The organism is Rahnella sp. PAMC25617, assembly GCF_050606005.1.
Taxonomy (GTDB): Bacteria; Pseudomonadota; Gammaproteobacteria; order Enterobacterales; family Enterobacteriaceae; genus Rahnella; species Rahnella variigena.
On sequence record NZ_JBOCUM010000013.1, the window covers coordinates 147,999 to 162,034 of the forward strand.

A 14,036-nucleotide genomic window follows, 5' to 3' on the forward strand; every position below is an offset into this window, starting at 1 on the left:
GCACTGATTTTACAGATTGTTAAGAAGAGAATGGCTATGCCTTGGATCCAACTGAAAATTAATACCACCGGTAACGACGCGGAAACGCTGAGCGACGCGCTTATCGAAAGTGGCGCCGTGTCCGTGACTTTCCAGGATACCCACGATAATCCGGTCTTCGAACCGCTGCCGGGCGAAACCCTGCTGTGGGGCGATACCGACGCTATCGGCCTGTACGATGCGGAAACCGACATGGAAGAAGTAGTCGCCATGCTGGAAAACGAACCGCTGCTGGGCAAAGGTTTCGTGCACAAAATCGAACAGCTGGAAGACAAAGACTGGGAACGCGAATGGATGGATAACTTCCACCCGATGCGTTTTGGCGAGCGTCTGTGGATTTGCCCAAGCTGGCGCGATGTGCCGGATCCGAATGCTGTCAACGTGATGCTCGATCCGGGCCTGGCATTTGGCACCGGCACCCATCCGACCACCGCGATGTGTCTGCAATGGCTCGACAGTCTGGATCTGACCGATAAAACGGTGATCGACTTCGGCTGCGGGTCGGGCATTCTGGCGATCGCTGCGCTGAAACTTGGCGCAAAACACGTCGTCGGGATCGACATCGATCCGCAGGCGATTCAGGCCAGCCGTGATAACGCCGAGCGTAACGGCGTTTCAGAGCGTCTGTCGTTGTACCTGCCGAAAGATCAGCCAGAGAACCTGTCAGCCGACGTGGTCGTCGCTAACATCCTTGCTGGCCCTCTGCGCGAACTGGCACCGCTTATCAGCGTGCTGCCGGTTGCAGGTGGTCATCTGGGGCTTTCCGGCGTTCTGGCCAGCCAGGCGCAAAGTGTGGCGGATGCGTACAAAGATAAATTTGAACTGGATGCGGTGGCCGAGAAAGAAGAATGGTGCCGCATTACAGGCGTTAAAAAAGCCTGATAGCCGTCACCCGCTCTTTCTTTTTGTGCATAAAGAGCGGGTTTCCCCCCAAAAACCTTTTCTGACCTTTTCTTATATTTATCCTGCCGCACCAAACCCTTAAACTTCGCATGGTTTTTATTACTCAACGAACGAAAGGGATATCTTTTGAAAGGAAAATTGCTGTTTATTGCACTCGCTGCATTTTCGGTGTCTGCGGCTGCGGCCGATGCGCCACACTGGTCCTATGACGGCGATGCCGCCCCGCAAAACTGGTCTAAACTCAGCCCGGATTTCCATCTGTGCGAACAGGGCAAAGCACAGTCGCCAATCGATATCAAAGAGGCGTTACAGGTGCATCCCCGCCCGCTTAAACTCAGCTATCAGTTACCGCCGGTGAGCGTCATTAATAATGGTCATAGCGTGCAGGTCAATGTTCAGCAGGGTGATTTTGCCACGCTGGATGGGGATAAATTCGTCCTTCAGCAGTTCCACTTCCACTCCCCGAGCGAAAACACTCTCAACGGTAAATCCTTCCCGATGGAAGCACACTTTGTGCATATGGATGCTGAGGGTGAAGTTGCGGTAATTGCGGTGATGTTCGAGACCGGTAAGGCCAATCCGGAACTGGAAAAGATCTGGCAACAGATGCCAGAAAAAGCGGGCGAATCGGTCATGCTGAAAGAGAAAGTCAGTCTTGATGGACTGCTGCCTAAAGATCTCACCCATTACCGCTTCAGCGGATCGCTGACCACCCCGCCATGCACTGAAGGCGTTCGCTGGCTGGTCGTGAAACAGCCTCAGACGCTGTCTGAAGCGCAACTGGAAAAATTCCAGCATGTTATGCATCATGCAAATAACCGTCCTGTACAGGGTCTGCATGGCCGCGTGGTGGTCGACGAATAATCTAGCCTGAACCCGGAGACGCAGACAGGGCTTCTGCGTCTCTTTCTGTTGCCTTTCTTAGTTTCTGAAAATCAGTCACTTTTTGACCAAAAGACGATCTGCGTCACGGAATTTTGTGGTGATTGCTGCTTAAAACGTCAAATCTGCCCTTAGATTCAACTGATATAGCAGGATGTTTCAGAGAGAAATTAGGAATTTGCATAAGCGCACAATTTAACCTTCGTCACATAACTCAATGTAAAACCAAGACAAAAAATCTAATTGCGCTGAATTTCACCATTGGCAAGGTATTTTCTTAGCTAATTGCTCAAAGTTTGGCCTTTCATATCGCAACGAAAATGCGTAATATACGCGCCCTTGCGGACATCAGTATGGTCATTCCTAGTTCATGCGCATCGGACACCACCAGCTTACAAATTGCCTGATTGCGGCCCCGATGGCCGGTATCACTGACCGACCATTTCGTGCCTTATGTCATGCGATGGGGGCTGGAATGGCAGTATCTGAAATGCTCTCCTCCAATCCGGAGGTGTGGCGGACGGATAAGTCACGTTTGCGCATGGTACATAACGATGAACCGGGGATCCGCGCCGTGCAAATTGCCGGTTGTGACCCCGAAGATATGGCGGCTGCTGCACGAATTAACGTGGAAAGCGGTGCGCAAATCATTGATATCAATATGGGCTGCCCGGCCAAGAAAGTGAACCGCAAACTGGCAGGTTCTGCATTATTGCAGTATCCGGATTTGGTCAAACAAATCCTCACTACCGTAGTGAATGCGGTAGATGTGCCAGTCACGTTGAAAATTCGTACTGGTTGGGCACCGGAACACCGTAACTGTGTACAAATTGCCCAATTGGCTGAAGACTGTGGAATTCAGGCCCTGACTATTCATGGCCGAACCCGTGCCTGTCTCTTCAATGGAGAAGCAGAGTACGACAGTATTCGGACAGTTAAGCAGAGTGTTTCCATTCCGATTATCGCGAATGGCGACATAACTGACCCGCATAAAGCCAGAGCGGTGCTCGACTACACCGGAGCTGATGCTCTGATGATAGGACGTGCCGCTCAGGGGAGACCCTGGATCTTCCGGGAAATCCAGCATTATCTGGACACAGGGGAGCTGTTACCTCCACCGCCTATGGGTGAGGTTCAGCGCTTGTTACTAGGGCACGTACGGGAATTGCACGACTTTTACGGTCAAGGCAAGGGATTTCGTATCGCTCGTAAGCATGTTTCCTGGTATCTCCAGGAGCATGCCCCAAATGACCAGTTTCGGCGCTCCTTCAACGCCATAGAGGATGCCAGCGAACAGCTGGAGGCGTTGGAAGCATATTTCGAAAATCTTGCGTAACAAAAAAGAGCTGACAGAACTATGTTCGAACAACGCGTGAATTCTGACGTACTGACCGTTTCTACCGTTAATTCTCAGGATCAGGTAACCCAAAAACCCCTGCGTGACTCGGTAAAACAAGCACTTAAGGGCTATTTTGCTCAATTGAATGGTCAGGACGTGAATGACCTGTATGAGTTGGTATTGGCTGAAGTTGAACAGCCACTGTTAGACATGGTGATGCAGTATACCCGTGGCAACCAGACTCGTGCGGCCCTGATGATGGGTATCAACCGCGGTACGCTGCGTAAGAAATTGAAAAAATACGGCATGAACTGATACTAATCAGTCGATGTCTTAAAAAGGCGCTTTTCCGCAAGGGGAGCGCCTTTTTGTTTTCTGTTTTTTATATTTACCGATTCTTTAGCAGCAAACCTTTAGCCCAAAATTTGCGCAAAACCTAACCCAGATCAACCCAAATGAGAATAATTCTCCCCTGCATTTCGCGATAAAGCACTACCTTATACAGACAATAAAAACGTCTCCGGGAGTCACACTGATGAAGCCACTTTATCTACGTTTTACCGCGGCAATGAATAAACCTGATCTGGCTATTTTACTGCTGCGTATCACTTACGGTCTGCTGATTTTTCATGGCTGGCATAAGCTGCATGACGGACTGGGCGGTATACAGGGGATGCTGGCAGGTTATGGTATTCCGGCGTTTGTCGCCTACGGCGTAATTATCGGTGAGGTCATCGCCCCGATCATGATGATATTGGGGATCTTCACCCGTCTCGCCGCTCTGTCTGCTGCTGCGACGATGGTCGTGGCCTGGCTGATGGTCGGTATCCACCATACGTTTGCATTGTCACCAGTGGGTGCCTGGGCCATTGAAGACATCGTGTATTACTTCATGGCAGCCATCGTGATCGCGCTGTACGGTAGCGGGCGTTATTCCATTATGAGCAACCCGCTCTACCGCTGATATTCCCTTTCAGCATGTTTCTAGAAAGGAGCATGCTGAAATATCATGCACACGAGGCTGCATTTTCCAAAAGCTAATCCCTTCTTTCCGTAGTGTTTTCATTTTATGGTCTGAGCCCACTCGTAAAAAATCAGTAAAGAGTCCGTTTATCGGACAATTTCCCCCTCCGGTTAGATCAAGCAGCATGTTATACTCTGTGCAAGAGTCGTATTCGCTCGCTCAACGCCTACGGACAGCCCTTCAGCTTCGCGATCCCGCCTTTTAAAAGTGTCTTCTTAGAGTAAAAATTGCGTCAACTTGTGTCTTTTCAAAAACGTTTGCCGGCACATGCTGTCCCACTCTATGTCAGACAATCCGTATCGCGAATGAGCCAACTCCTTACGCGTTACCCCGGTTTTTTATGCAGATGATTAGGCTTTTATGACTTCTCCTCGCTTTCGTGCTTCATTTTTACATCCACGTTACTGGCTGACCTGGTTTGGCCTGGGTGTACTGTTCCTGCTGGTTCAGCTGCCTTATCCGGTGTTAAACCGTCTGGGTATCTGGCTTGGCCGAACGTCGATGCGTTTCCTGAAACGCCGCGTGTCAATAACGCGCCGTAATCTGCAATTGTGCTTCCCGGATCTGCCTTCTGATCAGGTTGAAGCCCGCATTGTCAGCAATTTTGAATCCCTCGGTATGGGCTTACTGGAAACCGGCATGGCCTGGTTCTGGTCGGATGCCCGTGTGAAACGCTGGTTTGATGTCAGCGGCCTGCACAACCTGAAAAAGGCGCAGGAAAACAAAAAAGGCGTACTGGTGATAGGCGTGCATTTCATGTCGCTGGAACTGGGTGGCCGTGCGATGGGCTTATGTCAGCCGATGATGGCGATGTACCGTCCGCACAACAATAAAGCGATGGAATTTGTGCAAACCTGGGGCCGTATGCGGTCTAACAAGGCAATGCTCGATCGCAAAGATTTACGCGGTATGGTTCACGCTCTGAAAAAAGGCGAAGCGGTCTGGTTTGCGCCGGATCAGGACTACGGCCCGCGCGGCAGCGTCTTTGCCCCCCTGTTTGCCGTCGATCAGGCTGCCACCACCAGCGGCACCTTCATGCTGGCGCGTCTGGCGAAACCGGCGCTGGTCACCGTAGTACTGGTGCGCAAAGCCTTAGGTAAAGGCTATGAGCTGGTGATCCAACCTGAGTTGCAGGATTACCCGATCGATGACGAAATGGCGGCTGCGGCTTACATGAATCGCGTTATCGAGAAAGAGATTATGCGTGCGCCCGATCAGTATCTCTGGTTGCACCGCCGCTTTAAAACCCGTCCGGCAGGAACGCCTTCTCTTTATAGCTAAGTGCCAGACGTGATAAAACAGAAGCCCGATGCAATGCGTCGGGCTTTTTCATTGAACAGCATCCATAAGAGATTTGTAATTTTCATGGCTAAAAAACCTGACGCGACACCTTCCATCTTTGACCATCTCAAAGAGGAAGACAGCTTTGACCTCTGGGGACGCTCCGGCCTCAGCACTGCACTGAACAAAGCCAAACCTAAAGCGCCGGATAACGAGCAGATTGCCGCCGCACGTAAGCTTATCAAAGGCAATACCGACAAGAGCGAATGATGTGAAAACATCGCCTGACAGAAACCCACTCCATGTGGGTTTTTTAATGGCTTTTATCTGCACAAACAGGCTGATGAAAATAATTCTCACGACAGATTAATCGCTTTTCTGTAACCTCTCTTTTTACCTGCCCTGGAGAGAAGTGATGAAAACCTCTGTTCGTCTGGCGCTGGTCGGAGACTACCACTCCGCGATCACGGCCCACCAAGCTATCCCCCTTGCTATCGACCTTGCAGCACAACACTTCAGCACTGAAATTCACGCCGACTGGCTTGCGACCGACACCATTACCCCTGAGATTTTACAAAACTACGACGCTTTCTGGTGTGTCCCCGGCAGCCCGTATCACTCCACCGAAGGTGCCCTGAGCGCTATCCGTTTTGCCCGCGAAAACCACAAGCCTTTCCTCGGAACCTGCGGCGGTTTTCAGCATGCGATCATCGAATACGCCCGTAACGTGATGGCCTGGCAGGATGCAGGACATGGCGAAACCGATACCGAAGGCCGGCTGGTGATCAGCGCCCTGTCGTGCGAAATGGTGGAAGTTCAAAACACCCTCACCTTTATCCCAGACAGCCTGCCAGCACGCGCCTATGGCAGGCTGGAAGTCGAAGAAGGTTATCACTGCCGTTACGGCATCAATACCGAATTTCAGGCGGCGCTTGAGGCACAGCCGTTGCGGATGGTGGGTCATGATGCCACCGGCGAAGTTCGCGCCATCGAATTGCCCGGACATCCGTTTTTTGTCGCGACCTTATTTCAGCCGGAACGCGCCGCACTAAAAGGTCAGCTTCCGCCGCTGGTGGCTGCACTGATAAAGTCCGCTCTCTGAGTCTGCCTGTTTCTGAATATCTCTCAGGCCATCCTGTCTGAGAGATTTACTCATCGTTTTACCTCATTTTTTTACCCAATATGACACCGTATTTCACTTCCCTTCAAAGACCGCGATCTGCACTCCAATATTGAAATAATCCGCTCCCTTTTAAAGCAGCCACATTGACCGCGCACCGAAACAGGGCAATAAATTTTATACACCTCATCAATGTTACTGAGCAATTCCTCTACGCGACTTGATTGATGGGGTGTTTTCGATGTTGGCACTCCCTTTGCAAAGACAGGTGCAGAGGGCGTTGCCCCATAAACAGACAGGGTGCTCCGGCACTCACACAATAATAATTTTCAATTTTGTCTCACAGGACGCTTAATGAAAAAAATATTGCTCTCAACGCTGATTGCCGCAGCAAGCTTCGTGACACTGGCTGGTCAGGCTCACGCAGGTACCACTCTGGATGCAGTTAAAAAGAAAGGATTTGTTCAATGCGGTATCAGCGATGGCCTGCCAGGCTTCTCTTACGCTGACTCCAAAGGCAAATTCACCGGTATCGACGTTGACCTCTGCCGCGCAGTGGCTGCTGCCGTGTTTGGTGATGCTGAGAAAGTGAAATACACCCCGCTGACCGCAAAAGAGCGTTTCACCGCGCTGCAGTCTGGCGAAGTGGACATCCTTTCACGTAATACCACCTGGACCTCTTCCCGCGATGCGGGCATGGGCATGATTTTCGCCGGCGTAAACTATTACGACGGTATCGGCTTCCTGACTCACCAGAAAGCCGGCCTGAAAAGCGCCAAAGAACTTGATGGCGCCACCGTCTGTCTGCAGGCCGGTACGGATACCGAGCTGAACGTAGCTGACTACTTCAAAGCCAACAAAATGACTTACACCCCGGTCACCTTCGACCGTTCAGACGAAAGCGCCAAAGCGCTGGACTCAGGCCGTTGTGACACTCTGGCCTCTGACCAGTCTCAGCTGTACGCACTGCGTATCAAACTGGGCAAGCCGGATGACTTCATCGTTCTGCCAGAAGTCATTTCTAAAGAACCTCTGGGTCCGGTCGTTCGCCGTGGTGACGAAGACTGGCTGGCTATCGTGCGCTGGTCACTGTTCGCGATGCTGAACGCCGAAGAAATGGGCGTGACGTCTGCCAACGTCGATCAGCTGGCGGCAAACCCGACCACGCCTGACATGAGCAACCTGCTGGGCAAAACCGGCACTTACGGCGCTGATCTGAAAGTGCCTAATGACTGGGTGGTTAAAATCGTTAAACAGGTCGGCAACTACGGTGAAAGCTTCGAACGTAACGTCGGTCAGGGCAGCGAGCTGAAAATCAAACGTGGTCAGAACGCATTGTGGAATAAAGGCGGGATCCAATACGCACCACCTGTCCGTTGATCCAGTTTTTTAAAATAAGATTTGTTTAAGAAATTGCATACAAAATCCCCAAAGTAATTGGCGTTGCAGCAAGGCAGCAAACGAGTGAATCCCGATGAGCTTACTCAGGTAAGTGATTCGGGTGAGCACGTGCAGCCAACGCAGCTGCGGCGTCAAGTACGACGGGGATTTCGAGGTCATTACTATGTCGCAACGCCCAACCGTAAAGGCGTCGTTCTCGCTGACCAACCCAGCGGTACGGGCCTGGATTTACCAAATTTTCGCGGTGGTGTTGCTGGTAGCCTGTCTGGGTTACCTGCTCCACAACACCATTACCAATCTGACTACACGAGGGATCACCTCGGGATTTGCGTTTCTTGAAAAGGGTGCCGGTTTCGGCATTGTTCAGCATCTTATCGACTACCAGGAAGGCGACACGTACGCCCGCGTATTTGTTATCGGTCTGCTGAATACGCTGCTGGTTTCCGCGCTGTGTATCGTTTTTGCTTCCATCCTCGGATTCATTATCGGCTTAGGACGCCTTTCCGATAACTGGCTGATCCGTAAAGTCTCGACGGTCTATATCGAGACGTTCCGTAACATTCCACCGCTGCTGCAAATCTTCTTCTGGTACTTCGCCGTACTGCGCAACCTGCCGGGCCCGCGTCAGAGCCTGAATGCGTTCGACCTGGCTTTCGTCAGTAACCGCGGCCTGTATCTGCCGTCGCCGGAACTGGCGCCGGGCAGTCTGGCGGGATTTATCGCCCTGCTGCTGGCGATTTTTGGCATCGTCGCGCTGCAACGCTACAACCACTTCCGCCAGATCCATACCGGACGCGTCTGGCATATCTGGCCATGGGCGATTGTGATGCTGGTTGTGTTTCCGGCGCTGGCGCACCTGATTTTCGGGCCTGCCCTGCACTGGGATGTGCCTGCGCTGCGCGGTTTTAACTTCCGCGGCGGCATGGTTTTGATCCCGGAACTGGCGGCGTTAACGCTGGCGTTATCGGTGTATACCTCGACGTTTATCGCCGAAGTGATCCGCTCCGGCATTCAGTCTGTTTCGCACGGCCAGCACGAAGCCGCCCGTTCGCTCGGTCTGCCGAATCCGGTCACGCTGCGACAGGTGATTTTGCCGCAGGCGATGCGGGTGATCATCCCCCCGCTGACCAGCCAGTATCTGAACATCGTGAAAAACTCCTCTCTGGCCGCCGCTATCGGTTATCCGGATATGGTGTCGCTGTTCGCCGGTACGGTGCTCAACCAAACCGGTCAGGCGATTGAAACCATTGCTATCACCATGTCGGTTTACCTGATCATCAGTCTGGTGATTTCGTTCCTGATGAATATTTACAACCGGCGTATCGCGCTGGTCGAGCGTTAAGGGAAACCCATGACGATGACAACACTTCCTCCCGGAGTCAGAGCCGTGAAACCCGGAACGCCACTCGGTACCGCGGTGCTCTGGGCGCGTAAAAACCTGTTCTCCAGCTGGTTCAACAGTTTGCTGACACTGTTTTGTTTATGGCTGATGTGGCTGCTTATCCCTCCGCTTCTGAACTGGGTGATTTTCCAGGCTAACTGGGTCGGCACGGCGCGCACTGACTGCACCAAAGCCGGTGCCTGCTGGGTGTTTATCCACGCACGTTTCGGCCAGTTTATGTATGGGTTATATCCGTTTGATCAACGCTGGCGCATCAACGTCACGCTGATTGTCGGCCTGCTGACCCTTGCGCCGATTTTTTTCAAAGCCACGCCACACCGCGGACGTTATATCGCCTGCTGGATGGTGCTGTTCCCGATTTTCACCTGGTTCATGTTGTATGGCGGATTCTTTGGTCTGAGCCGCGTCGAAACCCGCCAGTGGGGCGGCCTGACGCTGACGCTGATTATCGCCGCTGTCGGTATTGCCGGGGCATTACCGCTGGGAATTATGCTCGCGCTGGCACGTCGTTCACGTCTGCCCATCGTGCGTATTCTGTCGGTGGTTTTCATTGAGTTCTGGCGTGGTGTGCCGCTGATCACCGTGCTGTTTATGTCCTCGGTGATGCTGCCGCTGTTTATGACCGAAGGAACGAGCATCGACAAACTGGTGCGCGCACTGGTGGGTGTGGTGCTGTTCCAGTCGGCGTACGTCGCGGAAGTGGTGCGCGGCGGGCTACAGGCGCTGCCGAAAGGCCAGACTGAAGCCGCCGAATCACTGGCGCTGGGTTACTGGAAAACGCAGGGATTAGTCATTCTGCCGCAGGCGCTGAAAATGGTGATACCGGGTCTGGTGAACACCATCATCGCGCTGTTCAAAGATACCAGTCTGGTGATCATCATCGGCCTGTTTGACCTGTTCAGCAGCGTACAGCAAGCCACCGTCGATCCGGAATGGCTGGGTATGTCGACCGAAGGCTACGTCTTCGCCGCCGCCGTTTACTGGATTTTCTGTTTTAGCATGTCGCGTTATAGCCAGCATCTGGAAAGACGCTTTCACACCGGACGTTCCGCACACTGAGGTAAACCATGAGCGACCATCACGTCACTGAAAACCAAAATATGATGATCACGCTGGAAAACGTGAATAAGTGGTACGGACAATTCCACGTATTGAAAGACATTAATCTGAGCGTCAAACCGCGCGAACGTATCGTCCTTTGCGGCCCTTCCGGTTCAGGGAAATCAACGACCATTCGTTGCATTAACCATCTGGAAGAGCACCAGCAAGGGCGCATCGTGGTGGACGGCACTGAACTGAATGATGATCTGCGCAATATCGAACGCGTACGTACCGAAGTCGGCATGGTGTTCCAGCACTTCAATTTGTTCCCGCATCTGACCGTGTTGCAAAACTGCACTCTGGCACCGTGCTGGGTACGCAAGATGCCGAAGAAAGAAGCCGAAGAACTGGCGATGCATTATCTGAAACGCGTGCGTATCGCCGAACATGCCAATAAATTTCCCGGCCAGCTTTCCGGCGGCCAGCAACAGCGTGTGGCGATCGCCCGTTCGCTGTGCATGAAGCCAAAAATCATGCTGTTTGATGAACCGACATCGGCGCTCGATCCGGAAATGGTGAAAGAGGTGCTGGATACGATGATCACGCTGGCGGAAGAAGGCATGACCATGTTGTGCGTGACGCACGAAATGGGATTTGCGCGAACCGTCGCCGACCGGGTGATCTTTATGGATCGCGGGGAGATCGTTGAGCAGGCGCCACCGCTGGAGTTCTTTGCGAATCCGAAGTCGGCGAGGACAAGGGAGTTCCTGTCCCAGGTGATTCATTAAACACCGGGCGGTGTTTAAGCGCGCCGTTTAAGAGCAGAAGTGTGAAAATTTCGGTTTCTCAATAGCGATGATCACTTATCGCGCTGCGCCGAAACCGCCCAAAAGGGGCCAGGACAGGCCCCTCTTGGATCTCCCGCGTCTTTTTACGGCGCTATCGCTCGCTGGCCATGTTTCAGCCACCACAGTGACAGGCTGGAAATCTTGCCGCTGCGCGGTTCCTTCATTTCGGGATTGCAGCCTCAGGTCTGCAACCTCTCATTCAGCAAGCTTTCTGAAACGCCCGCACGATCTTAAATTCAAAACCAATAGGTTTTTCATATCAAAATCAGTGAGGTTGTGAAGTTAACGTTGAGGCCGGTTCCAAAAAACCGCCGGAGGAGAGGTGGAAAACCGCGCGTCTTTTTGCGCGGGTTGTAACCCGAACGGAGGGCACCGCGCAGCGGCGGGATTTTGCGGCTATCGCTGCGGCACCTGAAACATAGCCAGCGAGCGGAGCACGCAGTTAAAAAAGCGCGGAGTCCAGAGGCCCGCGCGTTACCGGGTCTCTGGTCGGTGTGGGCCGACGCCCACGACCTTGAATTTGAATTTGAATTTGAATATGAATTTAAAGTTTCAGATCTTTTTCAAAAGATCATCACCACATCACTCCCCCGATCACCGGCGCAATCACCACGGTGACAACTCCCGCCAGCATCATTACCAGACTCGATACTACGCCTTCTTCCGCGCCCAGCTCATAGGCTCTCGCCGTACCCGCACCGTGCGACGCCGCACCAAACCCGGCGCCTTTTGCCAGTCCGCTTTTTACTGCCAGACGCAGAAACAGCATATCGCCGACCGCCATGCCGAATACGCCGGTGATCACCACAAACAACGCGACCAGATCCGGCTGACCGCCCATTTGCTTCGCCGCTGCCAGCGCGAACGGTGTGGTGATGGAACGCACCGCCAGACTGCGCTGAATCTCTTCAGGCAAGGTCAGCATCCGCGCCAGCCAGACGGAGCTGCTGACGGCCACCACAATCGCGGTCAGCACGCCCGCACTCAGCGACATCCAGTGACGGCGGATCACCGCCATATTCTCGTAAACAGGCACCGCAAACGCGATGGTTGAAGGCCCGAGCAGCCATAACAACCAGTGCGTTTCGCCGATGTAATCCTGATACGAGGTGTGCGTCACCACCAGCAAGACAACCAGCACAATCGGCGTGAATACCAGCGGCATCAGCAGCAACGTGCGTTTCTGGCGGTAAAGTTTCTTGTTGGCGTAATACAGCCCGAGCGTGATGACAAAACACAGAATGCTGATAAGAAGATCAGTCACGGCTCGCCTTCCTTGCCGCCAGACGTTGTTCCAGACGATAAACTTTATCAACCACCACCGCCGTCGCACCGAGGGTCAGTACGGTACTGACACCAATCACCAGAAAAATTTTCCAGCCCTCGATCATCAGCAACTGGGCGTAATTCACCACCGCCACCACGGCAGGCACGAAGAACAACAACATTTCCGCCAGCAGCCAGCGGGAACCGGCTTTCACCCATTTCACCGGCAAAATGCGGAACATAATCAGCAGTAAAAGCATCAGCATGCCGACAATATTGGCAGGTAACGGCAGATGTAATGCGGTGACCAGACGATCGGCGATAACGAATAACACCGCGTACAGCACCACCTGAACGGGGATCTGACAGCGGGTCAGCAGGGACGGCGCTTTCGTGCGCAACGCCAGCAACATGGGGACGACCTCGAAAGAGGGAAAAGAGTGAAAATGAAGTATACGCTGGCAGGAAACCGGTAAAGAAATGAATTAAAATCATAAAAATGATTCCAGTTTGGAATACTTTGTTACTCGCCGATCTGACCGGGGAAACATCAGCCCATGGACGTCCGTACCTTACGCTATTTTGTCGAAGTGGTTCGCCAGCAGAGCTTTACCCGCGCGGCGGAAAAGCTGTTCGTCACGCAACCAACGATCAGCAAAATGCTGCGTCATCTCGAAGAAGAACTGGAATGCACGCTGATTGTTCGTGAAGGACGGCGTTTGCGGCTGACTGACAGCGGTCAGGCGCTGTATCAGCGCGGGCTGAATATCCTTGAAGAATTCCGCCAGCTGGAAGCCGAACTCGAAGATATCAACTCACTTAAATCCGGTCACCTGCGGCTGGGCATTCCGCCGATGGTGGGCACACAAATCGCGCCGCTTATTAGCAGTTTCCGCCAGCAATATCCGGGTATCGAACTGATTATTTCCGAATTTGGCGGCCTGACCGTGCAACAGGCGGTGATCTCCGGCGAGCTGGATCTGGCGCTCACCGCCCTGCCCGCCGACGCCGTGCCTTCCATCGCCTCGTTGCTGCTGTTCAGTCATCCGCTGTGCGTGGTGGTACCGCGCACACCGCACTGGCTGAACCGCACGCGCATCGGGTTCAGTGATCTGGCGGATGAAAGTATTCTGATTTATAACGAAGATTTTGCACTGTATCGCCAGCTGATGGATGCGTTTTCCGCTCACGGTTTTACGCCCAAAATTGCCGCACGCAGCGGTCAGTGGGATTTCTTAGCCGCGATGGTGCAAACCGGCATGGGCGTGGCGATTTTGCCGGAACCTGTCTGTCAGCGGCTGGATAAAAACGCGCTGATGTGGCTGCCGCTGGATCCGCTGATGCCGTGGCAACTGGGGCTTATCTGGCATCAGGGCAGTTATCTTTCACACAGCGCCCAGGCGTGGATCACGCTGTGCAGAGATTACTGGAAATAGTGGGAAGCAGCGGGAAGTGACGGGAAATAGCAGGCAATAAAAAACCGCGTGAAC

15 protein-coding genes are annotated in these 14,036 nt (G+C 53.0%); 13 read left to right on the forward strand and 2 right to left on the reverse strand.

Features of this window, described 5'->3' with window-relative positions:
* Positions 1 to 36: 36 nt before the first annotated feature.
* The 12 genes from prmA to ACM615_RS16935 all read left to right on the forward strand — a co-directional run bounded on the left by prmA (position 37) and on the right by ACM615_RS16935 (position 11,220).
* Entirely contained in the window at positions 37 to 921 is an 885-nt protein-coding gene (gene prmA / locus ACM615_RS16880; protein ID WP_112290405.1) for a 50S ribosomal protein L11 methyltransferase, read from the forward strand.
* A 147-nt stretch (positions 922 to 1,068) separates the two neighbouring features.
* Positions 1,069 to 1,806 carry a carbonic anhydrase gene (locus ACM615_RS16885; protein WP_431012215.1) on the forward strand — a complete coding sequence of 246 codons (738 nt, stop codon included), beginning with the start codon at positions 1,069 to 1,071 and terminating at the stop codon, positions 1,804 to 1,806.
* A gap of 388 nt (positions 1,807 to 2,194) precedes the next feature.
* Positions 2,195 to 3,160: a tRNA dihydrouridine synthase DusB gene (gene dusB / locus ACM615_RS16890; RefSeq protein ID WP_112290402.1), complete on the forward strand. Its 966-nt coding sequence runs from the start codon at positions 2,195 to 2,197 to the stop codon at positions 3,158 to 3,160.
* A gap of 21 nt (positions 3,161 to 3,181) precedes the next feature.
* Positions 3,182 to 3,478 carry a DNA-binding transcriptional regulator Fis gene (gene fis / locus ACM615_RS16895; RefSeq protein ID WP_004097144.1) on the forward strand — a complete coding sequence of 99 codons (297 nt, stop codon included), beginning with the start codon at positions 3,182 to 3,184 and terminating at the stop codon, positions 3,476 to 3,478.
* Between the two features lie 220 nt (positions 3,479 to 3,698).
* A complete protein-coding gene (locus ACM615_RS16900; protein WP_112290400.1) occupies positions 3,699 to 4,127 on the forward strand; it encodes a DoxX family protein in 429 nt (142 codons plus the stop codon).
* Positions 4,128 to 4,547: 420 nt separating this feature from the next.
* On the forward strand, positions 4,548 to 5,468 hold the full coding sequence (gene lpxP / locus ACM615_RS16905; RefSeq protein WP_129638064.1) for a kdo(2)-lipid IV(A) palmitoleoyltransferase: 921 nt from the start codon (positions 4,548 to 4,550) through the stop codon (positions 5,466 to 5,468).
* Positions 5,469 to 5,552: 84 nt separating this feature from the next.
* A complete protein-coding gene (locus ACM615_RS16910; protein ID WP_113876792.1) occupies positions 5,553 to 5,738 on the forward strand; it encodes a hypothetical protein in 186 nt (61 codons plus the stop codon).
* Between the two features lie 145 nt (positions 5,739 to 5,883).
* Complete coding sequence (locus tag ACM615_RS16915; protein WP_431012216.1) at positions 5,884 to 6,570, forward strand: CTP synthase C-terminal region-related (seleno)protein; 687 nt, start codon at positions 5,884 to 5,886, stop codon at positions 6,568 to 6,570.
* Between the two features lie 372 nt (positions 6,571 to 6,942).
* Positions 6,943 to 7,968 (forward strand): amino acid ABC transporter substrate-binding protein, encoded by a 1,026-nt coding sequence (locus tag ACM615_RS16920; protein WP_112290395.1) that lies wholly within the window; start codon positions 6,943 to 6,945, stop codon positions 7,966 to 7,968.
* A gap of 184 nt (positions 7,969 to 8,152) precedes the next feature.
* Positions 8,153 to 9,331 carry an amino acid ABC transporter permease gene (locus ACM615_RS16925; protein WP_112290394.1) on the forward strand — a complete coding sequence of 393 codons (1,179 nt, stop codon included), beginning with the start codon at positions 8,153 to 8,155 and terminating at the stop codon, positions 9,329 to 9,331.
* A 9-nt stretch (positions 9,332 to 9,340) separates the two neighbouring features.
* Positions 9,341 to 10,450, forward strand: a complete 1,110-nt coding sequence (locus ACM615_RS16930) for an amino acid ABC transporter permease (RefSeq protein ID WP_374756916.1) — start codon at positions 9,341 to 9,343, stop codon at positions 10,448 to 10,450.
* Positions 10,451 to 10,458: 8 nt separating this feature from the next.
* On the forward strand, positions 10,459 to 11,220 hold the full coding sequence (locus ACM615_RS16935) for an amino acid ABC transporter ATP-binding protein (protein ID WP_113876707.1): 762 nt from the start codon (positions 10,459 to 10,461) through the stop codon (positions 11,218 to 11,220).
* A 634-nt stretch (positions 11,221 to 11,854) separates the two neighbouring features.
* On the opposite strand, the gene ACM615_RS16940 is transcribed toward ACM615_RS16935, so the two are convergent.
* A complete protein-coding gene (locus ACM615_RS16940) occupies positions 11,855 to 12,544 on the reverse strand; it encodes an LrgB family protein (protein WP_113876706.1) in 690 nt (229 codons plus the stop codon).
* Positions 12,537 to 12,959, reverse strand: coding sequence for a CidA/LrgA family protein (locus tag ACM615_RS16945; protein WP_113876705.1), 423 nt, complete (start codon positions 12,957 to 12,959; stop codon positions 12,537 to 12,539). Before ACM615_RS16945 ends, ACM615_RS16940 begins: the two co-directional genes overlap by 8 nt.
* Before the next feature lie 144 nt (positions 12,960 to 13,103).
* Between ACM615_RS16945 and ACM615_RS16950 the strand changes: the two genes are divergently transcribed.
* A complete protein-coding gene (locus ACM615_RS16950; protein ID WP_112291302.1) occupies positions 13,104 to 13,982 on the forward strand; it encodes a LysR family transcriptional regulator in 879 nt (292 codons plus the stop codon).
* Positions 13,983 to 14,036: the final 54 nt, after the last annotated feature.